Origin of the sequence: Parendozoicomonas haliclonae, assembly GCF_900174585.1 — a bacterium.
In the GTDB taxonomy this organism is placed as follows: Bacteria; Pseudomonadota; Gammaproteobacteria; order Pseudomonadales; family Endozoicomonadaceae; genus Sansalvadorimonas; species Sansalvadorimonas haliclonae.
Genome location: NZ_FWPT01000005.1, coordinates 31,356 through 57,270 on the forward strand (window position 1 = coordinate 31,356; position 25,915 = coordinate 57,270).

15 protein-coding genes are annotated in these 25,915 nt (G+C 53.0%); 8 read left to right on the forward strand and 7 right to left on the reverse strand.

Translation table 11 applies throughout. The features are described from left to right. The first annotated feature begins 2 nt into the window (after positions 1-2). Positions 3-1,799, forward strand: coding sequence for an amidohydrolase (locus tag EHSB41UT_RS11585; protein ID WP_165767231.1), 1,797 nt, complete (start codon positions 3-5; stop codon positions 1,797-1,799). 63 nt (positions 1,800-1,862) lie between these two features. Here EHSB41UT_RS11585 and EHSB41UT_RS11590 read toward each other — a convergent pair whose 3' ends face one another. Next, entirely contained in the window at positions 1,863-2,498 is a 636-nt protein-coding gene (locus EHSB41UT_RS11590; protein WP_165767232.1) for a CatA-like O-acetyltransferase, read from the reverse strand. A 95-nt stretch (positions 2,499-2,593) separates the two neighbouring features. On the opposite strand from EHSB41UT_RS11590, the gene EHSB41UT_RS11595 reads away from it, so the two are divergent. Continuing rightward, a complete protein-coding gene (locus EHSB41UT_RS11595) occupies positions 2,594-2,929 on the forward strand; it encodes a DUF1904 domain-containing protein (protein ID WP_087109962.1) in 336 nt (111 codons plus the stop codon). Between the two features lie 118 nt (positions 2,930-3,047). Beyond that, a complete protein-coding gene (gene yghU / locus EHSB41UT_RS11600) occupies positions 3,048-3,911 on the forward strand; it encodes a glutathione-dependent disulfide-bond oxidoreductase (protein WP_087109964.1) in 864 nt (287 codons plus the stop codon). Positions 3,912-3,913: 2 nt separating this feature from the next. Here yghU and EHSB41UT_RS11605 read toward each other — a convergent pair whose 3' ends face one another. Then, positions 3,914-5,491, reverse strand: a complete 1,578-nt coding sequence (locus tag EHSB41UT_RS11605) for a hypothetical protein (RefSeq protein WP_087109966.1) — start codon at positions 5,489-5,491, stop codon at positions 3,914-3,916. 150 nt (positions 5,492-5,641) lie between these two features. On the opposite strand from EHSB41UT_RS11605, the gene EHSB41UT_RS11610 reads away from it, so the two are divergent. Further along, positions 5,642-8,899, forward strand: a complete 3,258-nt coding sequence (locus tag EHSB41UT_RS11610; protein WP_133060484.1) for a hypothetical protein — start codon at positions 5,642-5,644, stop codon at positions 8,897-8,899. A gap of 10 nt (positions 8,900-8,909) precedes the next feature. On the opposite strand, the gene EHSB41UT_RS11615 is transcribed toward EHSB41UT_RS11610, so the two are convergent. Both EHSB41UT_RS11615 and EHSB41UT_RS11620 read right to left on the reverse strand, forming a co-directional pair. Then, entirely contained in the window at positions 8,910-9,416 is a 507-nt protein-coding gene (locus EHSB41UT_RS11615) for an MgtC/SapB family protein (RefSeq protein ID WP_087109970.1), read from the reverse strand. 49 nt (positions 9,417-9,465) lie between these two features. After that, a complete protein-coding gene (locus EHSB41UT_RS11620) occupies positions 9,466-11,298 on the reverse strand; it encodes a hypothetical protein (protein ID WP_087109972.1) in 1,833 nt (610 codons plus the stop codon). A 306-nt stretch (positions 11,299-11,604) separates the two neighbouring features. On the opposite strand from EHSB41UT_RS11620, the gene EHSB41UT_RS11625 reads away from it, so the two are divergent. From EHSB41UT_RS11625 to EHSB41UT_RS11635, 3 genes are all read left to right on the forward strand, one after another. Then, a complete protein-coding gene (locus EHSB41UT_RS11625; RefSeq protein WP_165767233.1) occupies positions 11,605-14,763 on the forward strand; it encodes an inositol phosphate phosphatase SopB in 3,159 nt (1,052 codons plus the stop codon). A gap of 155 nt (positions 14,764-14,918) precedes the next feature. Continuing rightward, on the forward strand, positions 14,919-17,618 hold the full coding sequence (locus tag EHSB41UT_RS11630; RefSeq protein ID WP_087109977.1) for a hypothetical protein: 2,700 nt from the start codon (positions 14,919-14,921) through the stop codon (positions 17,616-17,618). Positions 17,619-17,840: 222 nt separating this feature from the next. Beyond that, a complete protein-coding gene (locus EHSB41UT_RS11635; RefSeq protein ID WP_087109979.1) occupies positions 17,841-23,120 on the forward strand; it encodes a 5'-nucleotidase C-terminal domain-containing protein in 5,280 nt (1,759 codons plus the stop codon). A 113-nt stretch (positions 23,121-23,233) separates the two neighbouring features. On the opposite strand, the gene EHSB41UT_RS11640 is transcribed toward EHSB41UT_RS11635, so the two are convergent. From EHSB41UT_RS11640 to EHSB41UT_RS11650, 3 genes are all read right to left on the reverse strand, one after another. Then, positions 23,234-23,635, reverse strand: coding sequence for an SMI1/KNR4 family protein (locus EHSB41UT_RS11640; RefSeq protein ID WP_087109981.1), 402 nt, complete (start codon positions 23,633-23,635; stop codon positions 23,234-23,236). Between the two features lie 102 nt (positions 23,636-23,737). Next, the gene (locus tag EHSB41UT_RS11645) at positions 23,738-24,130 is read right to left on the reverse strand and encodes a hypothetical protein (RefSeq protein ID WP_087109983.1); all 393 of its coding nucleotides are present in this window, start codon (positions 24,128-24,130) and stop codon (positions 23,738-23,740) included. Between the two features lies 1 nt (position 24,131). Continuing rightward, positions 24,132-25,172, reverse strand: coding sequence for a DNA/RNA non-specific endonuclease (locus EHSB41UT_RS11650; protein ID WP_087109985.1), 1,041 nt, complete (start codon positions 25,170-25,172; stop codon positions 24,132-24,134). Between the two features lie 185 nt (positions 25,173-25,357). Between EHSB41UT_RS11650 and EHSB41UT_RS11655 the strand changes: the two genes are divergently transcribed. After that, positions 25,358-25,720: a hypothetical protein gene (locus EHSB41UT_RS11655; RefSeq protein ID WP_087109988.1), complete on the forward strand. Its 363-nt coding sequence runs from the start codon at positions 25,358-25,360 to the stop codon at positions 25,718-25,720. Positions 25,721-25,915 lie beyond the last annotated feature (195 nt).

The window sequence follows — 25,915 nt, forward strand, 5'->3', positions numbered from 1 at the left end:
TAATGAACACACTCATCACCGGGGCCTCATGCAAACGACTGTTTGCCAGTGTTGCTATCTTGAGTGCCACCCTGTGTTTAACGGCCTGCCAGTCCATCTCGACAGAGGTTGATACCGGTTCTTTTGCGGATGCCGTCTATACCGATGCCAGAATCAAAACCATGGATACCACCCAGCCGTGGGCTGAGGCATTGGCGATTAAAGATGGACAGTTTGTTGCCGTGGGTAGCCAACAAGATATCAGTCGCTGGATTGGCCCCCAGACTGATCAAAAACATTTGGACAACAAGCTGGTGTTACCCGGGTTGATAGACTCCCATACCCATCCGGGGCTGGTTTCTTTTTTAGCTCAGGTTGCACCCATGCCGGATGAGATGTCCCATGACAATACACTCGCGTGGCTGGCTGATTATGCGGCCGACAATCCAGAGCTTCCCATCATTATGGGAGGCGTCTGGGATGCTGCGCAATATGGTGTGAAGGGGCCCCATAAAAAAGATCTGGACGCTATCGTGAATGACCGCCCGGTAATACTTATGGAGTATTGGGGGCACAGTGTCTGGGTGAACAGCAAGGCGCTGGAGGCCATGGGGGTTGATGACGATACCCCGGATCCTGTCCCGGGCGTTTCTGGCTTTATTCGTGACGAGAAGGGTGAAGCAACAGGCTGGGTTACGGAATTTGCGGCGATGCCTTACCTGTTCTCTGTCGTTAAAACCAACGACAACTTTGAAATGATTCTGGAGTTGTTTCTTGAGTCATTATCTTCTTATGGCGTCACATCTCTGCTGGATGCCGGTAATCTGGCCCATGATGACGAGACTTACAGTGTCCTGGCGAAAATGGATCGCGAAGGGCGATTGCCAGTGCGTTATGAGGGTGTTTACCACGTCTATCTGCCAGAGCATCTTGATAACGCCATCAGCGAGTTCCATCGTTTGCGTTCCCGCTATACCACGGAAAACCTGACGTTCCATACCATCAAGATCCATTATGATGGCATCAAGGAGATTCGTACTGCGGGGATGTCCGAGGAATATCTGGATGATCCCGGTAACAAGGGCGGGATTCTGGTCGAGCAGGATAAACTGACCCAGTTTATCCGTGATATCAACGATGAAGAGATTGATCTGCATATTCACGTTGTCGGGGACGAGGCGACAACGATTGCACTGAATGCCTATGAAACTGTGAAGAAAGAGCTGGGTGACAAGCTGTATACCCGCTTAACCCTGTGCCATCTGGAAATAATCAAACCAGAAGATATGGGGCGTTTCGTCGAGCTGGGAGTGGTTGCCAATTTTACCCCGCAGTGGCATGGCGACCCTATGCATTATCTTGATGCTGTTATCGGGGAGCGCAATAAACGGGTCTATGTTGCTCAGCCGCTTTTGGAGAGTGGTGCAACAGTGTCGTTTTCAAGCGATGTTATCAGTCCTGCAGAGTGGGAGCGTGCCAATCCGTTTCTGGGTATGCAGGTTGCTCATAACCGCCAGGATCTGGAAGGAGGCGTGAATGCTCCATTAATGGAACCTGTCTCGGAACGACTGACGCTTGAAGCACTGCTGACGGGCTATACCCGCAGTGGCGCCTACCAGCTGCGCAGAGAAAACAGCCTGGGCATGATCAAAGAGGGGATGAGTGCCGACTTTGTGGTGATGAACGACGACCTCTTCACCATGGATCGTTACAAAATTGCCGAAGCCGAAGCCAATATGACGGTGAAAGACGGTGAGGTTGTGTTTAAACGCACCTGGCTGGTGAATGTTCAGGAATGGATATTTGATCTGATGTATTAATGGCATCCGTAAGATTGCCATGCTAATGAATCCCGCTACGGTCATCCGTGGCGGGATTGTTAGTTATGCAAACCACTGCTCAGGCGCACTGATTATTCTCTCCAGATCCTGAAAAAACACACACAGCTGATAACCATCGGCAACCGCATGATTAGCATGTATGCCCACCGGCATAATGATTTTGTCGCCAACCGGGGTGTACTTGCCCCAGCCTATACGCGGTATCTGATCCGGCTTCTTGAGAGGAACAGGCGTGCCGACGCTGGTAAAGCGCAGCCAGGGCAGGCAGCTGAGAATAATAATGTCGTCACTTTCGCAAAGTTCGGACGAATCAAAGTTGATAGTAAAGTCGTCCGACTCCCGGGCCTGATCGAAGAGAGGCTGAGCCAACTCAAGAAAAGCCTTGAAGTCGCGCAGCCAGTTCATACGGATAAACCGGACATTCCTATCCTTGCCCAGCATGGTGGTTGCCACCCGCAGGTTTTGATGGCGGATGGTGTCGTTGCCTCTGATGCGGGTAGCCATCCACTCGGTCTGGTGGGCAATCCCCATAAAAATATGCATAAGGGCCAGATAGCTGCTGATGTGATGGTGCTCGCAATAGTCCAGCAGCGGATGGACTTCTACCTCGGCACACACATGGGTGTAGGGGTAATCCATCTGGTTAAAGAAGGCCAGCTGCTCGGAGCGACTTTGCATAAAGGCTTCCTGCGGGGAATTTGTCGCTAAGCATAGCAGCGGCTCCATAAGCTGTTATCATCCGGATTTGTTTCGCCGATTTCCGGAGTTTATGGATGCCGCATTTCCGTTTTCGTGCCATAGCCCCTGAGTATGTCCAGCAGCTGTCCCAGCCGCTGGTGGATGAGCTTCACACTTTGATGGAGAGCCCTGAAGGGGACTTTACCATTGAGCATATTCCGGCCAGCTTCTTCTTTGCCGGTCAGCCTTCTGATGCCTATCCATTTGTTGAAGTGCTCTACTTCGATCGCGGGCAGGCGGTTCAGGATGAGATCGCCCGTGTTATCACCCGCCTGGTACGTGAGGCCAATGGTCAGCCGGAGCAGGATGTTGCGGTGATCTTTACCCATCTGCAGCCGGTGAATTATTACGACAATGGCGAGCATTATTAAGCTAATGTTCTCATTCTGTCGTCTGTGAATCCGTTTTCAGGTTTTGGCAGTACAAGTCTTTGTTCAGACAAAAGCACAAGCACGAGCAGCAAAAGAATCACAATCAGGAGCGTTTGCTATGAGCGAGAATTCGTCCAGCACTTACACCCCACCGAAAGTCTGGAAGTGGGAGCAGGGCAATGGTGGCAAGTTTGCCAATATCAACCGCCCGGTTGCCGGTGCAACACACGACAAAGACCTACCGGTTGGCAAGCATCCTTTGCAGCTTTACTCACTGGCCACTCCGAATGGGGTGAAAGTTACGGTTATGCTGGAAGAGCTGCTGGCTGCGGGTCATGTTGATGCTGAGTATGATGCCTGGATTATTAATATCCTCGAAGGGAGTCAGTTTAGTTCCGGCTTTGTTGGCGCCAATCCCAACTCCAAGATTCCGGCGCTGGTGGATCATAGTGTTAACCCGCCTCAGCGTGTTTTTGAATCGGGCTCGATCCTGTTCTATCTGGCGGAAAAATTTAATGCCTTTCTGCCGACGGAACCCGCTGCACGTACCGAATGCATGAACTGGCTGTTCTGGCAGATGGCGAGTGCCCCGATTCTGGGTGGCGGTTTCGGCCACTTCTATGCCTATGCTCCAGAGAAGTTCGAGTACCCGATCAATCGTTTCACCATGGAAGTGAAGCGTCAGCTGGATGTACTGGATCAGCATCTGGCCAACAATACTTTTCTGTGTGGCGATGAGTACACCATTGCCGATATGGCCGTTTGGCCATGGTATGGTCAGCTGGTTATGGGTGGGCTGTATGAAGCGGCGGAATTTATTGAAGCCGCAGGCTATACCCATGTTCTGCGTTGGGCAGAGAACATTGCCAGCCGTCCGGCTGTGAAGCGTGGACGCATAGTCAACAAGGGCTGGGGCAACCCGGAGGAACAGCTGCCGGAACGCCATGATGCTTCAGATTTTGATGCGTTGAATCAAGGCTGAGTCTAGAGATCATCCTCCGAATCCGATTCAAGAATTGGAGGGTGTGTCATCTGCTTCCTGCCAACCGGCATTCGTTTATTGGCAGCGCTGATCCTGGACACTGTTGGTAACGGCGGGTTGCTGCTGTCATAGTCATCATCTGACTCGGACTCTGACAGCGGCCGCCCACTGATCGAGTGGCGGGAGTAACGCTGTGGCCTCGACGGTGGTTGTGGGCGTGGCGGTTGGTAATCCCAGTCCATCCCATTTTCCTCTTCGCCTGGTGTCTGTGGGCAGCTTTCTTCATAAACGACTTGTTCCGTCGGTGTTGTCGATGACGTAGGTTGATAGAACACCGGGGCCGGAAACAAAGGCTGTAATGGCGCATGTTGGGTGTGCAATGGCAACAGCGAGCCTTCTTGCTCAGGCAGGGCATGCTTGCCATGCTGGAAAGTCAGCAGCCAGTCCCGCCAGTTGATAGGTGTGTCATGGAGTGTCAGATTCACCTGCTTGTTGTATTGCGCCATATCCAGCAGCAGAGCCAGCTTGTGCTTGCGGGCTTCATTTAGGCTGCTGTTAGAACCAAACAGGTAGCCCATGATGGTGGAAAAGTATTCGGAGTTCAGTTTGTCCTCTCGCCCGACATTAAATTCCCTGCTCAGATCCACTGTGGTCTGGGGATACCAGATCCGCTGAAAGGTGATAGCCAGCCGCCAGACCTGATCCGGAATGCCACAGCCGGCGGGTGGTGGCGTATCATCCTCACGGTCAACACTTTCAATCATCGCTGACACAACCTGGGGGCCGTGATTCCCAAACAGGCGTACACCCTGATCGATAATGGTTTGCTGATCGTTGGCAGCCACGCCCATATCCCGATGATGCATAGCCGGAGCTTGCACCGGCAGATTCCCCATCAGCAGGAAAATATCAGTCTTCAGCCCGGCCTGAATGGTACGGCAGGCAATAAACTGCATAAGAAAATGTTTTTGCTGACCGGTAAGCGGTGAATGATTGGCCAGAGCTGTTTTGCATAAAAACAGAGAGGTCTTCACTTCTTCCGGGCAGACAAGGCCAAAGCTGGCCGCCTGCTGCTGCCACATAGCCAACAGCAGATCCTGAGCCTGCGATGAAAGGTGAAGGCCTCGCTGATGTCGCAGGTCAAGCAGATAAATCACCGTAATCAGCTGAGTAATGGCGGGCCATAAACGGCCGGACATCTCCGTGTTAAGTGGACAGTCCAGGCGCTGGTAGTGCATCCAGGGCAGCCAGCTTTCCGGGCATAGATAAAGCGTGTTGTCCGGGATCAGATGTTGATTCCAGCCCACAGGGAAGCGGTCACACCAGTCTCTGATCCGAACAGGAATGGGGGGTAGAGGTGGTGGGCTGTCGACAGCTCTGGGCTGGCTGCGTTGCTTTTGTTTTGGTTTTTTGTGCCGGGGAGGTGGTGGCTGGAGCCTTTTTGTCCCTTTACCCTTTGCGACACTGCGGCCCTGACTCGTTTTGCGGGCCACTGGCAGGCTGAGAGGCCGCTGTTTGCCGGGCCTGCTTTTGCTATGCACTCTGGTGTCATGCAGCGCTGTTCTGGGTATCTGTTCCATACACCATCCCTGTCGAAACCCGCCAAGCCGATACTGCCGGGCACAAGCCGCAGCATCCCCGTTGTTTTGACCGGTAATAAGGAAGACAGTTCCGGCACTTTCCCGCTGTCCGCTTGTCCAAGCGGTTAGACTTCTGCCAGGGATTGCAGGATGAAAATGCATAACGCCCCACGTTCGGCTTTGAAGACAGGTTTTGGGAGGATTGCCAAACGGTCAGGCCGTATCGTTAAGCCCACCGCCGCCCGGCCGCTGTGGCGAAAGACTGTGCGCCAGTTTCAGACTCTCCAGTGGCAGTACCGACAGCCGGGGCGGGTTGAGAACCCCGTCAGGCCGCAAGTCGCCCATCAGCACCCACGATCTGTGATGCCGATGTCGGTGGAGCCCGAGCTTCAAGAGCCAGAGCTTCAAAGAGCATCTTCTCCTGTATCCCCTCAACTGAGCCGTTGCTCCAGCTCATCCAGCAGCTCAGGCTGTGAGCTGGAATCGGATATGGAAAGTGAGGCATGTACGCCATCTTTTCAGGGACAAATCGTACCCGAATCTGATGATGATCTGTGCTTTCTCTCCGGTGAGGATTGGTTTGATACCGAATCCCTGTATTGGAATCAATCCGAATCGTCTCCCTTTGGGCCTGACCTGACTGAGGAACCTGTTAAGAACCTGCCGGTTTCTATACCACTTAACAAACTTCCCCAATCTATTGTTGGTCAGGGCATGGATGATCAAAGCCCAGATGATCAAGGTAGTATCGCCTGCTCAATGTCTGTCGATGAGGGTTATGGCAGCAGTGCCGGTTCCTGCTGGTACTCGGATGTGCCGGAGTGGATTGGAACTCCGGTGGAATACCGACCGGCGGTGGAGGCTCTATTACGCCTACCGGCCCATGAGCGGGAAGGGCGGGTCTCTGATTGGTTGTCCCGGATGCCGGAACCGGTCTCCCTGACCGAGCTGCGACAGGTGATGGAGCTCAGTCAGCAGTATGCGCTGGTGGATGTGGGAGCAACCACCAAGCGCTTCAAAGAGCGCATGGTTGAAACCCGGAATGCCGATATTCAGGATCAGCTGAAAGCCCTGACGGAAGAGGTGTTGCCCCAGGATTCACGGGATGAGCGGCAGCATCGGGTGCTGGTGAAGGCAGAAGCCGCCCGGCAGTTGAAGTTTGTCCGCTGTGATGACCGCTGTTATTTCTGGCTGGCTCTGTGGCTGTCCAGCCAGACCGAAACCCGCAAATCCTATCTGGTGGAAGTGAACTATTGCCAGCCGGCCGGTTATACCGGTAAAACCCCCAACCATTATTTGTTGCTGATTCCCCCGGCCGATTTCCGGCAACGGCTGAATCTGGACCAAACCCATGCGTTGATGCAGCAGGGGCAGCTCAATACGGACTTGGCCGAAACTCTGGCGGAGGCTGGGTTTGTAATGGTCGATCCCACCACGCTGACCGTGCTGCCGGTCACCAGTGATAACCTGTCCCGCCATCTGGAGATGGTGGCCCATATTTATGGTTTCCGTCATCAGGGTGAGCTGTCTTTATCGGTGGTGGAACGCTGCACCAAAGCCTCTGTGGTAACGGGCGAGCAGCGTCGTCAGGCGAAGCAACAGGCCCGCCAATTAATTCCTCTGGCGGCCTTGCTGGCAGCAAGAGACAACACCGGTTATGTCGATCATCTGCAGCGACGAATGAATGTTCTGGGCCTGACACCGGCTGATATCTGGCCGGATAAGATCAGCCCTCAGGCGCCGTGGAATCATTCGGTTGTGTATTGTCTGCGGGATCTGTATCCGGAGTCGGACAGAATCCGCAATCTGATTGTTGATGATCAGCGCCCCAATGATTTTGATGTGATGGCCTGTTACCGCAGCGATAGATCGGAATACTGTGAGGCTCTGGCCCGTCAGACTATTCGCTATCTCAAGTTAGGCAAATCCACCAAAGAGTGCCTGAAGCGGATGAGCGAGCATGGCTTCCATGGTGATCATAAGGACGGCATCTGGGATGGGCGGGGCAATCCCTACCGGATTCCGGCGCTACCGGAGATTCCCAAGGCTTTTCATAACCAAACGGATTGGCTGGCTCTGGGGGAGCAAGGCCTGCGGGCCATAGGCGTTGAGCCGGAACGTTATGCGATGAGCCTCAAATCCTTGCTGGAGCGCCGAATGCAGGGCGTGAACACGGGCAGCGGTGGGGTTCACTCCAGCCTGACCTATGCCTATCGGGATATTTGGCTGGATCGGCCGGAGATTAAAACCGCAATCAAAGCCGTGGAAACCAATCGTCCAGCCCTGACCCGGCATCTAATCCATGAGAGTGGAGCCTGTGTGCCGGAGCATCTGCAAGATCTGGAGGCCTATCAATGGACACCTATAGACACCTTGCAGGTCTGTGATCCGGAAAGCATGGCCTATCGGCGGGCGATGGCGCTGTTTCTCTGCTCCGGTGGTGATGCCGAGGAGCTGGCTGGCCGACTGCAGGTGGCTGCATTGAGCCGCAATCCCGATGCCCATGACCGGACACTGGCGCAGGTGGAACTGCCGGCATTCTTGCGGACACAGTTCCGCCAGTGGTGCCCGGAAGCCGTACGCGTGTTGATGAAAGCCTGGGGCGTGCAGGAAGCCGATCCTCTGGTGCTGCTGGCCGAGCATGCCCGCAGTCTGTTTGATACCGATTATGACGGCGATACCGATGTCCTGATGAAGCGGCTCGAAACACGGCTGCGGCGTAATCCCCAGATATTCCGCTATACCCGGCTGGTACTGGAGGATGCCGGTGAGCAGGAGATGGCCCACCATCACTCAGCCCATCTGCGGGTGGTCTGGAGACTGGTTCAGACGACTTTGCCTCAACGGTTGCGTCGATCCATGCCTGCCGGTGTGCTTGAGGCGCTTCGTCCCCGGGATGATGATGGGCTGTTGATGATGAAGCCGGGCACCGCCAGTTGGAAGCGGGGCGTGGTCAGGTCTGTTCGCCGTGGTCTGAAACAGGGGCACAGCCTGACCGCACTGGCCATACGGCTGAATCACAGCAAGTGCTATCAGGTGGATCATGAAGGCGATCTTGACCAAGGTAGCGCGGAAAGCGAGTGGACCTTTGCCTCTCTCCATGCCTTTCTGTTGGCACAGGGCTTTCCGTTAGAGAAGACCTTCCGCAAGTTCGGTGACAGGGCACTGGCGGCCAAGATTGAATGCGGGGTGTACCGGCATCAGAGGAAGGTCAAACGCTTCGATGGCCTGTTGCTGGATGGATTGTTGAGCCGAGGCTTTAAATCGGCCGACTTTTCCTCGGCCCGACTGAGCTGCCTTCGTCGGGTACTGACCCGTCCGGAAAATAACCCCCGCTACAAATCCGTGGCCAAACGTGATCTGCAGGCTCGTTTCGAGCAGTTAAAGCGACAGGCAAAAGGGCGTTAAGTCCGAGACCTTATTGTTTGCGCCAGGGCTTTTCGGGAAGAGTTTTACGGAGTCGGGCATGGACACCTTTGGTCAGGCTTTTGGTCTTGGCCTCAACCAGATCCACACCATAGAGAATAACCACGGTCAGTAAGGCCAGTTTTACCGCCGCAGCGGCATGACCGGTGCCGATCATGATGCCAATTGCCGCCAGCATCCAGATCGTTGCCGCTGATGTGACACCCACCACCGCACCGTCCTTGACCAATGTCACCCCCGCACCCAGAAAGCCAACACCGGTGATGACCTGCCCGATAATGCGTGAGGATTGTCCGGTTTCATCCTGAAGATAGAAGGCGCTGGTCAGGAACAGATAAGTACCGAGAGGAATTAGCGACGCGGTCCGAATACCGACCGGTTTACCACGTAGCTGTCGTTCGAGCCCAACAATAATGCCGCACAAAACAGCGGTGCCGATATTGGTCCAGGAAAAGGGAGAAACATCGGTCAGCCAGAACAGGCCCGCGGCAATATCCATATCGGTTCACGTGTATTTTGCAGGGTTACTTTCAGTGTATGCAGCTTTGTCAGAGCTGGGAGTGCCTTTTTTTCAGGCGTGTATTCTTGAAGGTTCTGCGATTTTTCTGGTGAGTCATAATCCCGGGCTGCATCAGGGAAAGCTCTCGACTGACGCTGTCGGTCAGATCAATCAGCTGCGCCTGAAAGGTCTCTTCCTGGGCGAGTGCCGTGATTAACGGTGACTTGAGTTTACAGGTGCGTTCGATGGGGGGGCTGGGTAGCAGTCCAAGCAGGTTCACCTGGCCATGAGTGGCATTCGCCTCCATGGCATCGATCAGCTGGGCCCTGAGGGTGGAAATATCACTGAATTTGGGGTCATCACACAGCTGCTCTATATGACTGGTGGCCAGTGATTCATAGAGAGTGTCCTGTTCTTCCAGATTCAGACCCGCAACCTTGGACGATGTTGGCTTCAACGGCGCCAGCATTTTCATCAGCGTATTGATAACCTGTCGCTTGCTTTCGGGATCAGTCGACAGGCTTTTGTGAATGCTGGCCAGATACCGCTCAACTGCCAGTGGGCGGCAACCGGGAATGGTCAGTAGTATCTGAGCCATCAATTCATCGAGCATGGCATTGAACTTCACTGCCCTGGAGCGCACTTTTTCAGAGAGGCTATCCCGTTCCTGACTGGCCAGCATGATTTCAGTTTTCATATCCCGGACGGTGGAGCTGTCGGCCAGCAGTGCGATCAGATACTGCTTTGCTGTGGCCTCACCAAAATGAATAACGGCTTCACGAAACAGGCTGACCATCAGTAAATTATCCGGGTCATGGCGGCCCAGACGAATGCGCAGCTCGTCATAGAGCTGATAGGCCCGGCTCAAAGGCTGGATAGCTGCAGCCTGCTGGCCTTTCCCCAATATGGTAAACATCTCGGTGATTTCCCGCTGGAACTCGCTATAAAGTTCGCTGTTCAGGGTAATCTGCAAAATAGACAGTTTGCTTTCCAGAGTGCGTGCAGAACAGGTATTGCCGCCAGTGAACTGGTTTTGGAAGTCAGTCAGAGCCTGAGCAACTTCTGGCTGCTGATGGGTTTGGCTTAGGCGCTGATCAAGCCACACCAGCGCCTGACGGGTGAGAAAATACTGACAATGACTGTCATGGGACTGAAGCAGCTGCAGCCAGCAGATCAGCTGAGAATTGAGTGTTTCCAGGCTACCAATGCCAGAAACCACAATAGTATCTGCGCTGTTGATATGGCTTTGAGCCACCTCCCAGTGAATATTACCCAGCAGGTGCAGGGTTTCCAGAGGCTCGATACGGGTCAGGATAAATCCCTGCAGACTGCAGCAGTTCTGCGGAAGTTCATCCAGATCATGGTTCAGACTCCGGTGTTTTTCCTGGGAAATAGCCCCGATTCTCAAGGCATCGTTGATACAGCTCTGGGTTTGGGTGCGGTAGAGCTGCCAGAAGTCGGCCAGCGGCTCGCAATGGAGATGCTTGTTGTGCTCAGGTACGGCATACAAGGTGATAGAACCATCAATCAGGGAGCGGTTCATGGCGGGAAAGCAGTCAGTCCGCTTTTGGAACTGCCCCAGCCATCTACGCATCTGCACCAGTGTCGGTGGGGCAGGGAATTTCGCGGTCGGGTCTTCAGTTGTTGTACTTGAAAGGTCGGCGCCACTGACCACCGGACTCAGTACCGGGGGCAGGGAGGTCTGGCGAGCCATCAGCGGCTTAAACGGCCGCTGGCTGGTGGTGCGGGAGGATGGGGGCTGAAACAGTGGCCGATTCGGCTTCTGATCACCCGTGGGCAGAGACATGGCCGGATTCAGTGTTTGCCCACGCTCCCGTGCAACCGTGGTTGGGCTGCCTCCACCGCTTAGTTGTTTGGCCATCACTCTCTCCGTAATCCCGTCATAGGAGCCTGCTACTAAAGTCGGTAGACAGCGAGCCTGAGCATTGGTTGAGGAGCGTCAGCAGGGCTGCCTGCTTTGGCAGAAGGGCTGCCTGTTTTGCCAGAAGAGCTGCCGGTTACAGTTTTTGTTATTTCTGCTGACTGACCCAGACAGTGCGGCTGACATTCGTAGAAAACCCTTGCCCTATAAGGCCTCTAGGACCTTTGTCGAATATCACAAATCGGAACTTTTCCTTACAGTCTGCTTCCAAGTCCCCAGAAGATATTCTTTATGGAGGTCGCGGGTATGCAACCAAATCATGACAGCACAGGACGTGCTCAAGCATCACAATCCTCTTCGTGGTTCGATTACGCCCGCGGTGCGGCCAGCTGGGCCTCATCTGCGATTTACGGCGTCTGGCAGGTGTCCGCGACTCTCGTTTCCTGGCCGTTTACCAAGCTGGGTGCGGATGCCTACATCGAATCCCGTCTGGAAGATCTTGATCCTTCCCGTCGGACGGCGCCTGCGAAAGCCCCAGTGGTTGAGCGTGAGATCAGCACGGCCCCGGTGACAGAGTCTGTTCTGCCTGTTGCGCCGGAAACGGTCAGTGTGACGGCCTCTGTGGATGTGAACGAGCAGCCGCAGTCTGAAACAAGTGAAGAGATGATTGTGGACGAGTTGCTGCTCGAGAGCATCAACAGCCAGGTTCCGGGTAACCGTCTGCAGAAGCAGAACTCCGTTGAGAGCAATGCCAGTGATTCCGATCTGTATATCCATAGCGACAGCGGCAATGACACGGACAGCGAAGCCGAGCTGTCGGATGAAGAACACAATCTGGTGATGTCTGGCCTGATGGCTCAGTCGTTGCCGCACACCCTGCGTCACTCCGAAAGTAACAGCTCTACCGACAGTGAGGGCTTTGATCTGGATGCGTCTCGCACCCGGGCGCAAACCCTGAATACCCGGGATCTTCGCAACTTGATGACCAAGAGTCTCAGGGATATGAATCAGCAGCAGGTCCGTGCCGAGGTCAAGAAATACAACAAGGGTCTGAAAGAAGAAGCGAAGCTTGATAGTGGCGATGACTCCGGGGTTGAAGACCTGGATCTGGGGGATGAGGGTGAAGAGAGCATGCTGCAGAGCCTGATGCCAACCCTGCAGAATATCCAGAGCCTGCCTCAGTCCAGCTCTCCGGAAGATTCCCTGCGCAGTGTGCTCAGTGCTGCAGAAACCACCAACAAGCTGGTGCGCAGCGATGTGGCCAGAGAATTGGATACCACCCGTAACAACAGTTTTATCTCCGGCCAGCTTAAGCGGAAAGAGTTTAAGGCTATTCCAAAATCCGAGCATGCCGAGCTGGCTGCCACTTTTGCCCGTACTCTGGGCGAAGTGGAGCGCTTTAACAAGAAGGTAATGCTGGAAGCTTTCAACCAGTTTATGAAGACCTATGTCTCCCGCACCCACAGGCTAATGCCAAAAGTGGTGAATCTGGCACGGGCGCAGCGGGTTATGTTGTCCCAGCCAGTGGTGCAGGGTGACTTTAAGACGATGAAGAAGCATCGCTCCATGAGTGATGACAAGGCCCTGCTGGAGCGTTTCTCTGGTCTGGTCGATGAAGTTGGCAAGGCAGTCTATGCCCCGATCTACGGTGGTAAGGCCAGCACCTGGCAGGAGCAGATCAATCAGCTGGATAAAGTACTGAACAAGGTGAACAGCTTTGACAAGATCACCAGTAAGAATGCTGGTCTTGTTGCTGCCATTCAGGATGATCTTCAGGTTATGGCTGGTCAGTTGCTGGATCGTCAGGAGCAGCTCAAAACGCTGCGGAAGAGTGATGATCGCAAGATGTCGGTGACCATGAAGCAGATCAACGCCTGGGAAGCCGATACTCTGGCTGTTCTGGAAGCCTTGCAGTCTGAATACGAAGCCAAGGCGGCGGCAAAGGCTGAAAAGCTCGATGGTGCCCAGAAGACGATCCACGATTATCAGGTGCGTAAAGAGCAAAAGAAATTCAAAAAGGCCTTCAATGATGTAGCCAAGCTGTCAACCAAACTCCATAGTGAGCTGGCCAGCCGTCAGGTGGCTGCGGATAAGGAAGGCGAGATTGAAGTCCAGGATATGGTCAAGCTGGTCAACAGCCATGCTTCTGCCCTGAGCAAAATTGTTCAGCCGTTCAAAGGTGGCAAAAAGCGCCTTGGTGAAACGGTGGTTGCGCGTCTGGAAAGCCAGTCTGAATTGGCCCACTGCTCATACAAGGTACCGGTGCGGGTCGATGGCAAGCTGCATACCTATACGGTGACTTATACGCCGGCCAAAGACTTTGATATGACCACCTCGGAAGGCGTTGTGATCAACGATCCGCTGAATCTGGATGGCCGCTTCCCTTGCTCCGCCAACCGGATGTCCAAAGATGGTCAGACGCTGGTTGTCGTTGAAGTGTTCGACAGCAAGGAACAGTTGGTCCGTCGTGAAGTTCGTGAAGGTACCATGGTTCCTTACCAGGAAAAGGATGAGAAGGTTCGCCATGCGATGACCGACAAGCGTCTTCTGCAGGGTGTGAGCCTGGTGGCAGCCGCCAACCTGGAACGCTATCCGGAGCTGGATGAGGCACTGTCGAACTCGGAAGAGCAGGAGCCGGTAGATATGAAGATGAACTATGTCTGCTACCTGTCTCCGGATCAGCTGCGCAAGCAGGGTGTCCATGAGAACGAGTACATGATGGTGCAGGAAACCCAGGAAGCGATGGACAGAATGTCCGCTGCCCCTCAGACCCTGACCTTTGGTAGTGGCACCAATGCCCGTAGTGCCAAGGTGAATCTGCAGCCGAAGATGTTTGTCTTCCCGGTGAATATGCTGGGCTTTAACGGCGCACTGTCAACGGCCTTCCGCACCTTTGAACTGGCGGACCAGATCAATGATCAGGCGATGGCCAAGCTGATTGGCAAGAGCCGTGAAGATAATGGTCTGCCTGGTGGTGAAGTGGGTGAATACCTCGCTTCCGAGGCCGGCCAGAAGCTGGCACCGGAGGCACGCGATGAGCTGATTGCCCTGTGCCGTGAACTGCGCTCGCATATCTCCTACCGCCAGTATCACCATGCCGGTGACCGTCCTTTCTACGGCCCATGGCTGGTGGATGAGATCGTCAACCGCATCGGCCAGGGTTTGATTGATGGCTGTAAGAGTGCCAAGGACCGTACCAATAATGCCAACAAGGCGATTATTGCCGATGCCTGTGCCGCCCATGCACGCCGCAAGCAGAGCCCTGAGGCTCCGGTCTGGTCGAACCTGACTCTGGGCAAGGACATCACCAGCCCAGAGATGATGGACAACCACACCAACTCCCATATCGCCTGCGGCGCACTGAAGCAGCAGATGGTGAGTTGTGGCCTGACCGGCTACAAGGTAGACGATACCGCCATCGGCATGGTTCACCCGACTATGTACAATACTCTGAAAGCGTCATAACCGCCGCTGGATAAACCTGCATTCGACCTTGGTCGGGTACTGTATGACGCAGTATCCGACCAAGGTCGAATTGTTTGGGAACCGCCCTTTCGAGATAGTGTCTAACAAGCATGTTAATGGAATAAACAGGGCTTTTAGAGTCTCGGGAGGCCAGAATGGAAAGGCAGAACAGCACCAACAGTGTAACCGGCAGTATTACCCAAACGATTACCAACAGTTTTTCTTCCTTGAAAGAAGGCAGCGGCAAGATGGTCAGTGGGCTGTGGGGCTGGACTGTCGGCCTGGTTGAGCCAGTTGTTAATCTATTCCGCGGCGCCAGTAAAATGGATATCGATCTCAGTGATCTGGCTGAGGATTATGATACGAATCCCCTGATTGCTCGCCAATTGAATGAAAGGAATGCCGAGCCTGCCCCGGAACTCAGTCTTATACCTGCGTTATTGAAGCGTCAGGACTCCTCCAGTTCCAGCTCCAGCGAAAACAGCAGTGAAGGCGGCGATCTGTTTGATCGTGACTCCATCGACAACTGGGAGCTGCCCCCGCGTGATCCTCAGGATCAAGGCATCAATATGGCGTTGGAGGGTGGTTTGACTCTGGCCACTATTCAAATGATGCAGCAGTCACCGGTTGATGAAATGTCTCTCAAGCCGCTGGCAACCAATATTGCTCAACAAACCATCTCGGAGCAGCAGCCTGAGCCCAAGGGCGGGATTTTGTTCAGCCCGATGGTGCCATTGACCCAGAATCCTGCCGCATCTCTGTGTGTGCGTCAGCTTCCTCAGCTGGAACAGGGTTCCTTAAACAGCCGGGGTAAAGATCGTGTGCTGGAATCGGAAGCTGTGGCCAATATGCATCAGGCCAGAAAGCGTGCCCACACCGCAGCAGCCCTGGTTAAGCCAAGTACACTGGCTGCAGCGCAGAAGGCCCGTGCCAAGGTTCAGGAAGCCACCACAGTAACAGCCAAAGTCGAACAGTCGGTGGTTGAACAGCAGGATACCTTTGTTCCTGAAGAGCTGATCGATATTACCGGAAAAGGTCTGGCTGCCAACGACACGACAGTGGTGTTGGATGCGATGGGTGACTATATCGCAGCCGTAACCCGCTTTGTGAAAGACAAGGAAACCGTGTCACCGGTACAGCAGAAGCTGATGCGTGACTCTTATCTGGAACTGATGGCCCACTATCAGATGCTGTATATGTGTGCCAACCATGTAGAAGGTAAGGCGCTGGGCATCAAGGGTGGCAAGAAGACTATGGCCACTATGGTTGATGTGCTGGAGCAGGTACGGATGGCCATTCGCAACCACGACTGGGAGATGGCCAGCCAGATCAATAATGTGTCCCGCCAGGGTATTACCAACTGTCAGTGCAAGGGCGAGTTTGTTGATGACAAATTCCTGAAGGAGACGGCCCTGGGTAAAGGGATGAATATCAAGATGATCTCTTTGTTTGGTGCTGCCAAGGATATTGCAGATATCAAGAAATCACTGGAGCAAAAACAGCAAGCGCTTGCAGAAGAAGAGGGCAAAGGCCCGGAAGAGCAGGATGCGAAGGAACTGGAAAAACTGAGAAAGTCTTGTGATACCTTGCAGGGCATACTCGATAACAAGCGCAGCGAGTTGGATGCTAATAAAGCCACTTTTGCTAAAGATGACGTCTGTCACCAGGATCGTCTGGTGGTCGATGTGATGCCGGTACTGGCTCACAAGATGCAGACCGAAACGACGGTTGTGCGGCGCAAGCTGATCAAGCAGACCGCACTGGAGCGTAACCGCAAAAAGTACAACTCTCCTAAAGAGGTCCTGGGCAAGGTACGGGACGATATTCGCACCAATTGTGAAACCAAGGTTCTTGGGCACCAGAAAAACGACAAGTTCTCTCCGGCCGAGATCAAACGCAGAACCGATGCGGAACTCGCTCAGCGGATGCAGACCCTCTGGTGTGGTTACAACGAAGTATTGATCAACGATATGGGTATTGAGGCTTTCCTGAAGCTGTCGGAAACCAAAAAGCTGACGGATAGTGATCGCGGTATTCTTCGGGATCATATGATGCGCAACACCCCGGTGAATATTCCACTGGCCCATAAAGAGAAGGTGATGGCTGTAGCCAGAGCCGAAGGTCTGATTGGCACAGGTGGTTGTTCCGAAGCGCAGCTGGCAGCTGAACTGCAGTTTGCTGTTTCACCGTTCCAGCCGGCATTGATGACCGCTCTGGCCAAACAGGAGCCGGAAACCTTTGTACGACTGCTGAATGCTGTTAAGCCTCAGCATCTGAATGCTCAGGAAATGCATGCGGCTTACACTGGCTGTCGGGAGCTGATGGGCCAGGAGACGATTGCTCCGTTGCTGGCGCAAGGCAAATTGGGTGAATACGGCCTGCAGGCCGAAGAGGTTTGTCCTGAACTGACTGAGGACCTCTTTGATCAGGTAGAAGGTGGTATTAAGCAGCAGCTGGACGTCATGCGTGGTGAAGATGGTACCGATCCACGTTCACCACAGTACAAGACCATGAACTTCTCAGATCCTGCCCAGCAGTTAATGGTGGCCCTGAGCTTTGCCTACTACACCCTGGCGGGCGTGCAGTCGGGATTTGCCGTACTGGGCACTGAAGATGCCGATGATCTGATGGAACAGCTGATGGTTGTTGCTCCGGCCAAGGAAGTGCTGACAGCAACTGGACAGGAAGTTCTGCTGGCCAACGAGCCTGACTTCACTGGTGAGGAATCACAGCGTCGTCTGGTGTTCTGTGTTGATGGCGTGCCCGGCAAAGGTGCCATGAACACGGATAACTTCCAGGTTCGCGGTGGTCGTCATATCGATACCTTGCTGGAAAGGAAGAAGGCCAGACAGTAATTGCGCTGTCCGGCTTTAAAAACGGTAGTTGTCGTTAGGGCATCTGCCGTTTTTTATTGTTTGCCTCTCTGCGCAATAACTTTCATTAATCTTTCACTGCGCTGACATATTTCCCTGCCAAGTTGTTTTAAGTGCTTCCCATTCCTCATGGATTAGCCGGGCTGTTTACAGGCCGTTGAGGAAAACTTATCACGACAAAAGGACTGACAAAAGGACTGACAAATGGCGGCGAAATCACCGGTGATTAATGAGTTTGTCTTTGATCATAAAGGCACGGACACCAATGAGTTTATTGAAGTGTTGGGCGATCCGCTAACGGATTACTCCAACCTCTGGCTGCTCACCATAGAAGGCGACAGCTCCAGCTCAAACCTTGGAAAAATTACCAACGCCTTCCAGTTGGGTTCCACCGATGAGGGTGGTTTCTGGACCATCGAAGCCAATAACCAGCTGCAAAACGGTACAGAAACCATTTTGCTGGTTGAGGGTTTTACCGGCAGCAAAGGCGATTCCGTTGATACCGATCTGGATGGAGAGCTGGATAGCAGCCTGCCATTCACGAACGTTGTTGACTCCGTTGCCAAACTGGACAGCAATGGTCAGGGCTTTACCTACAGCCCGGCTGTTTTAACTCCGGGCTTTGATGGCATCTCCTATGAAGTGGGCGGTGCATCCCGGATTAATGGCGAAGATACCGACACCGCTAACGACTTTGTCCGCAATGATTATGATGGCGATGGTCTGCTGGACGGCGCGCCTGCAGCCGAAGAAGGCGAAGTCATCAATACTCCGGGAGCGGCGAATGATGTGCCGGACAGCACTGGGCCCACAGACCCGACCGATCCAACCGGCCCGGCGGTAAAAGCCATTTACGAGATTCAGGGCCGAGGTCACACCTCAGAATACGTGGGGCAGCTTGTTGCCACGGCCGGTATTGTGACGGCTGTGGATGCCAACGGCTTTTATCTGCAAGGTGAAGGGGATGGTGATATCGCCACTTCCGATGCTCTGTTTGTGTTTACCAACAGCACGCCAACCGTTTCAGTAGGCGACAGCATTACTCTGAAGGGCGAAGTTGCGGAATATATTCCCGGCGGTGCCAGTACCGGCAACCTTTCCACGACACAGCTTACCAGTATCAACGATCTGGTTGTTGTCAGTTCCGGCAATGCCTTGCCGGATGCTGTTGTAATCGGTGAGGGCGGTCGTGAACTGCCAACCGAGAATGTTGACGACGATGGTCTGACTTCCTATGACCCTGAAACCGATGGCATCGACTTCTTTGAAAGTCTGGAAGGGATGCGCGTCACGATTCAGGATGCCAAAGCCGTTTCCGCAACGAACAAGTACGGTGAAATCTTTACCGTCGCGGACAATGGCGATAACGCAACCGGTACCAACGACCGTGGTGGGCTTGCGCTGGGTGAGAACGATCTGAACCCAGAGCGGGTTCAGATCCAGTTTGATAATGATCTGCTGCCCGGAGGTCAGGTTGATGTCAATGTTGGGGATCAGCTGGGTAATGTAACCGGAGTACTGGATTACAACTTCGGCAACTATGAAGTGAAAGCTACAGAAGCGATCACTGTGACACCCAGCGGCTTGCAGAAAGATATGACTGCGCTGACCGGCTCTGCGAATGAACTCACGGTTGCCAGCTATAACGTTGAGAATCTGGATGCTCAGGATGCGGATGCCCGCTTTGAACAGCTGGCCCAGCAAATTATTAATAATCTGGGCAACCCGGATATTCTCGCCCTGCAGGAAATTCAGGATAACGATGGTGCCAGCGACAGTGGCAACCCGTCTGCTGATCAGACCTGGCAGAAACTGATTGATGCTATCGAAGCCGCCGGTGGCCCGAGCTATGAAGTGGTACAGCTGGACCCGGCCAATAATGCCGATGGTGGTCAGCCCGGTGGCAATATTCGGGTGGGTTATCTCTATAACCCGGACCGTGTCGACTATGTCGAAGACTCTGCGGTTAAACTGACCGACAGTGCCTTTGATGGTACCCGTAAGCCTCTCTATGCCCAGTTTGAGTTTAATGGTGAAACCGTTGATCTGGTCAATGTGCACCTGTCGTCCAAATATGGCAGTACGCCGGTCTATGGTGCCGAGCAGCCATTTATCAATAATGGCTATGAAGAACGTATGGAACAGGCGCAGGCCATCAATAATTTTGTCGATGGGATTCTGGCTGAGAATGCTGACGCCAATGTGATGGTGCTGGGTGATTTCAACTCTTTTGAGTGGGAAGGTCCGGCAGATGTTATTGAAGGTGAAGATGCGGAAAACGTGATGACCAATCTGATTGATGGTCTCTCGGAGAATGTGCACACCTACAACTTTCAGGGCAATGCCCAGGTGCTTGATCAGGTGCTGGTCAGCAATAATCTGGCAGGCAGTGCCGAGCTGGATATTGTTCATATCAACAGCGAGTTTGCCGATCAGGCCAGTGACCACGATCCGCTGGTGGCTAAGGTGACCATTGGTGAACCGGCTGTCGAAGACGACACCTTCACTCTGCAGATTCTCCATGCCTCGGATCTGGAAGGTGGCGTTGAAGCGATCGGCAGTGCTGCCAACTTTGCCGCCATTGTTGATCATCTGGAAGACACCTACAGCAACAGCATTACTCTGTCCGCCGGTGATAACTACCTGACTGGCCCCTTCTTCTCGGCCTCGGAAGACCGTAGCGTGTTCCGTGACAGTGACGTCTTTAACGACTTTTACAACAGTCTCTATGGTCTCTCTGGTGATGAAAGCTATCAGGGCCTCCGGGAAGGCGGCGGTCGGGTGGATATCTCCATTATGAATGCCATTGGCTTTGATGCTGCGGCACTGGGCAACCATGAGTTTGATGTCGGCACTTCTGTGCTGGCTGATCTTCTGGCACCGCAGTATAAAGGTGACGGTCTGGCGGATGATCGCTGGGTGGGCAGTCAGTTCCCATATCTCAGCGCCAATCTGGATTTCAGTAATGATCCGAACCTGAGCGGGTTGGCGACGGATGAGATTCTGCCTGCGGATGCGTTCCTGAGCGGTCCTGCTCAAAACGGGCAGAGTGTTCCCAAGATTGCTCCGGCGACCATTCTCGAAGAAGGTGGTGAGAAGATAGGCGTCATCGGTGCTACTACACCACTGCTGGCTCAGATCTCCTCACCGGGTGGAACCACCGTCAAGAACGGCGATGATCCTTACGATATGCAGGCGCTGGCGGATGTGCTGCAACCCTATGTCGATCAGCTGATGGAACAGGGAGTGAACAAGATTATTCTGGTCTCTCACCTGCAGCAGATCGCTCTGGAGAAAGAACTGGTGCAGCTTCTGCATGGCGTGGATGTGGTGATTGCCGGTGGCTCCGATACTCTGCAGGCCGACGAAACCGATGTGCTGCACGACGGCGATACGGCGGTTGAGGACTATCCGTTTACCACTACCAATGCCGATGGTGATCCGGCGGTTATCGTGAGTACCGATGGTCAGTACAGCTATGTGGGCCGGCTGGTGATCGACTTTGATGCCGAAGGCAGGATCATTCTTGATGAGAATGGTGAAGCGACCGATGTAGACGTCAGCGGTGCGTATGCGGCTACGGATGACACGGTTGAACAGCTTTGGGGTTCTGAGGATGCCTTTGCCGAGGGCACGAAAGGTGATCTGGTTCAGGATCTGACCGATGCCGTGCAGGATATTGTTGAGGAGAAAGACAGCAATATTCTGGGCCGTACCGATGTGTTCCTGGAAGGGCGCAGGGAAGAGGTACGTACTGAAGAGACCAATATCGGTAATCTGACTGCTGATGCCAATCTCGCCGCTGCCCAGGCTTACGACAGCAGCGTGATGGTTTCGATCAAGAATGGCGGCGGTATCCGTGCACCGATCGGTTCCATTGTGGGCGAGGCCGATGGCAGCTACAGCGAGCAGCCTCCGGAGGCAAATCCGGCCACCGGCAAACAGGCCGGGGATATCTCCCAGCTGGATATCGAGAACACCCTGAAATTCAATAACGGCCTGACACTGATGACTCTGACCGCTGAACAGCTGGTCGCAGTGCTGGAGCACGGTGTGGCTGCATCTGGCGAGGGCCAGACTCCGGGCCAGTTTGCCCAGGTTAGTGGTATCCACTTCAGCTTTGATACGACGCTGGAAGCGGGTTCCCGTATCCGCTCTGCTGCGATTGTTAACGAGCAGGGTGAGATCGTGCAGGTGCTGGTGGAGAATGGCGAGCTGGCTGTTGCAGCGGATATGGCGATCCGGATCGTGACACTCAACTTCCTGGCTGATGGTGGTGATGGTTATCCGTTTGCGGAAGGAACCGATGTCGTTCATCTCGGTGATGTTCTGACCGACACCGGTGCCTCGGACTTTGCTGCACCGGGCAGTGAACAGGATGCCCTGGCCGAGTATCTGCTGGCCAACTTCAGTGATCAGCCCTATCAGGCTGAAGATACCTCAGCTGCAGATGATACCCGCATCCAGAATCTGGCCGAGCGGGAAGATACTGTGCTGCAGGGGCCGAAGGTGGAAACCGATGGCAGCCGTGACGGCATGCTGGTGGGAGCAGCGGGTAATGATCGCCTGTACGGTGAAGCCGGCGATGATCGTCTTGACGGTATGGGCGGCGATGATCTGCTTGAAGGTGGCAGCGGCGATGACTGGCTCTTCGGTCGTGAGGGTGACGATACTTTGCGTGGCGACAGCGGAAATGACTGGCTGTATGCCGGAGCCGGGAAGGATGAAGTCCAGGGCGGCAGCGGTAATGATTACCTGTTCGGAGAAAACGGCAATGATCGTCTGTATGGCGAGCAGGGGAATGATGAGCTGAACGGCGGCAAAGGCAATGACCTTCTTCACGGCGGTTCCGGTAACGATTATCTGGTGGGTGGTAACGGGCAGGATCAGCTGTTTGGCGCCGAAGGTGATGATGACCTGATGGGCGGTAAAGGCAACGATCTGCTGGATGGTGGTTCAGGGCATGATTATCTGGCCGGTGGCTCAGGCAATGACCAGCTGTTTGGTGAAGACGGCAACGATGAGCTGGATGGCGGCAAGGGCCATGATGTGCTGATCGGCAATGTCGGCCATGATCAGCTGCAAGGCGGTCAGGGTGATGACGAGCTTTGGGGCGGCAGCCACAATGACCGTCTGGAAGGCGGAGCCGGTGACGATCGCCTTCTCGGTGGCAGTGGTAATGACTACTTGGCAGCGGGTGCCGGGGATGACTGGCTGCTGGGTGGTTCCGGCCGGGATATCTTCGATCTGGTTGCTGCTTCAGGCCACAACACTGTGCGTGACTTTGAAGCGGGCAGTGATCGTCTGTTGCTTAACGGTCTCGACTTCACCACGCTGGATGATGTGCGCAATGCCTCAACCGAACAGGGCCGTAATCTGGTGATTGCGCTGGACGACAGTGGTGATAATACCCTGACGCTGATTGGTACTTCACTGGATGATCTGGATGATAACAATGTGGGCTGGGAGCAGCCGGTTGTTTGATTTTGGAGTGATAGTGAGTGATAAGGAACCGGGGGCTTAAGTCCCCGGTTTACGTCACTGCTTAAGAGTTATATTTTATGTGTGATAGTAGGAATAATTACTTCAGAATGAGTTCAGACCTCATAGACTTTAGCTCGAATAAATGAGGAAAATGTATTGAAAGTCTTCTTGCTGCTCATGTCAGCGGGGTCTATTTCAACGACTGACCACATATTGTCCATGTCAAACCCAGAACAGTAACCCTGCATATCGTCACCGAAAATAATAGTATTACCGATAAGATCTGCTGTTGATTCGTCATAGATTTCATCAAGCGATACAACTGCATTATATATGATGAAAGATGCTTTTTTTATTTCCCCACAGCCTATTTCCAATAAAAAAGAAGTGTAGTCATCTGGTAAGCCTGGGTAGACGGCTCTCAACTTTTGAATTATTTCTATATCAACTCGCTCAAAGTTTTCAAGTCTACCCCCTGCTTGAACCTCCGATATGAGATCATCATATGCACCCATATTTTCACCTTTTTACCCTCAGAGGGAAAAGCCACTTGCTCTTAAACGAGTGGCTTTAGTTAATGGGGGTGTTATCTTTGAGTTGATGTTAATTGCTACGTTTTAGTCGAAGACCGGTCGTAAATGCTCTCGCATATCTATGATGTTTTTCGGGTTGATTGACCAGCGTTCAGGGTTATCAAACTCGAAATTGATTTTAATTCTGTTCTGTTTGCTTTCCATTTGAATAAGCAACTGTTTAAAGCTTTCACCATATTGCTGTCTGACCTTCTCTCTTAATGTTATAATCTTGTCATCTAGTCTCAGGGGATCGTCTTCAATCTCTGCACTTGCGGGAGATATTTCGTCGTCAATGTATAAAAAACCACTATTAGCAATATGGTTGTCAGAAATATCAAAAACAAAAGAAACAAAATCCCATTTAGACTCCATAACATCTTCGCACTGAAGGATCATTGCGCCAATCTCTAAAACTATTTTGTCATCGATTTTCATATCATTTCCTGAAAGATTTCATGTCGTTTTTTGAAACTCGTGTATATGTTTCACCCAATGTGTTGCTGAAGCACTCTCTGCGTTTAAACACCGCTTTTCCAGTTGCCGGGTCAATTACAGTGTATTTGGCTACTATATCTGTAGGGCGTTTTGATCCAGGGGGGTGAAGAGTTACTTTGAGTTTTACTTGGAACCCTTCGCTAGTCCAATCAGCCCACTCATTTTCCATCTTCTTGTATGCGCTGCGGTTCAGATTGGAATTTTGAGGGAACAGGTTTTTCTCGCCCTGATCTGACATAAACCGATGACCTAACATATGTCCACCATCATCATCGTCTAAACGTGCATCACCGCCCACATTTTTCTGTAGAGCCTTCTCCTCTGAGGAGCGTTTTGAATCATATGTGGAATCGAGTCTGGCTTCTACTGATATAGGTTTTCCTGCTTCATCCAAGGTCCAGGTTGCAGTATTGGTCCCATAGGACTCTTTTATCGTTTTTCTTGCGGGTTTTGGCGGTTCATTTGTGTGATAAGCTGATCCTTCGGTCTCATATAGTTCTAGTTGAGAAGAACCGATACCCGATTGGTATGTGATACTTGTAGTAGCTGGGGGCTTCTTCTTGCCGTTAAGTCTTTCTACATCACCAAAAAGCTCTCCAATCTTTCTCAGCTTTTCCATTAACTTGGTTTTGCTACCCGCACTGGCAATCACGCCAACGCCCCCAGTCAGTGCTGCCAGAATAATGGTCAACAACACTTCAAAGGCGGCCGAACCGGCCAATTCAGCCATTTCAAGACTATGCTGGGCACGGGCGTAGTCTTTTGCAAAGCGGGTGATCAGTTTTTTACTGCGTTCGTCTTCCCATAAAAACCGGGCCAGATCCCATGCTTCGGAAAACAGTTCCGGGGTAATGTGTTTGGGATCAAATCCGAGCGCTTCAACCAGTTCCTTGTATTCAGCTTCACGCCACTCTGAATAAAAGGTTCGTCCCCAATCCTCAAAGGCGCTGGTGCGTACGGCGACCAGGGCGGCATCAGCCATGCGTTCCAGTTGTTTGTGGGCGGAAATGACATCGTGGACATCGTTGGCCCAGACCAGCAGGGATTTTCCCGCCTCGTAAAGGCCTGCGCCGAATCGTTGTAGATGAACGCCTGCCTTTTCAGGTTGGAACGTTCCTGATGCTTTTTTTCAATGGCAGTGGCTTCTGCCTTCTCGGTTGAGATAATTTGGCCGAGCTGGCTCTGAATTGCGGTATAGGTGGCATCCAGTTGCTGTTTCCGCCTGGCAAGACCTGGATCTACGGCATAAACGCGAAGCTCACCAGAGCTGAGCCTGGCTATCAGGGCATCCCTTGGGCTTACGGCTCTGGAGTGGCTTTGCCTGATGGAATTGGGTTTGATCTGGTTGATTGTGTGCTTGCTATGGGAATCCAGATCAAAGATAAAACGAAACGCTCTCCCTTTGTCGTTAATGGGAAGGCGTTCATAGCCTGTAACCATGGACTTATTGGTGATAAGGAAGTGGTCACCGTAGAGATTTCGTACGCGTATCTGTGTGCGGTCATCCTGAAGCACAATGGATATCCCTGAGTTTTTGCGTTGTTTTTATTGATTCTGGTACCCGACAGAACATCCATAATCTGTGGGTTTAATTATTAGAGGCTATTGAACCAGAAACGAATGGCTGTGTGTAGCCGACACGGGCTGAATATGTGAATTCAGCGGTATTTCAGTTGCATCTAACCTGAGTGTGTCTGTTTGGTCGCAATAGTAATGACTACTAGG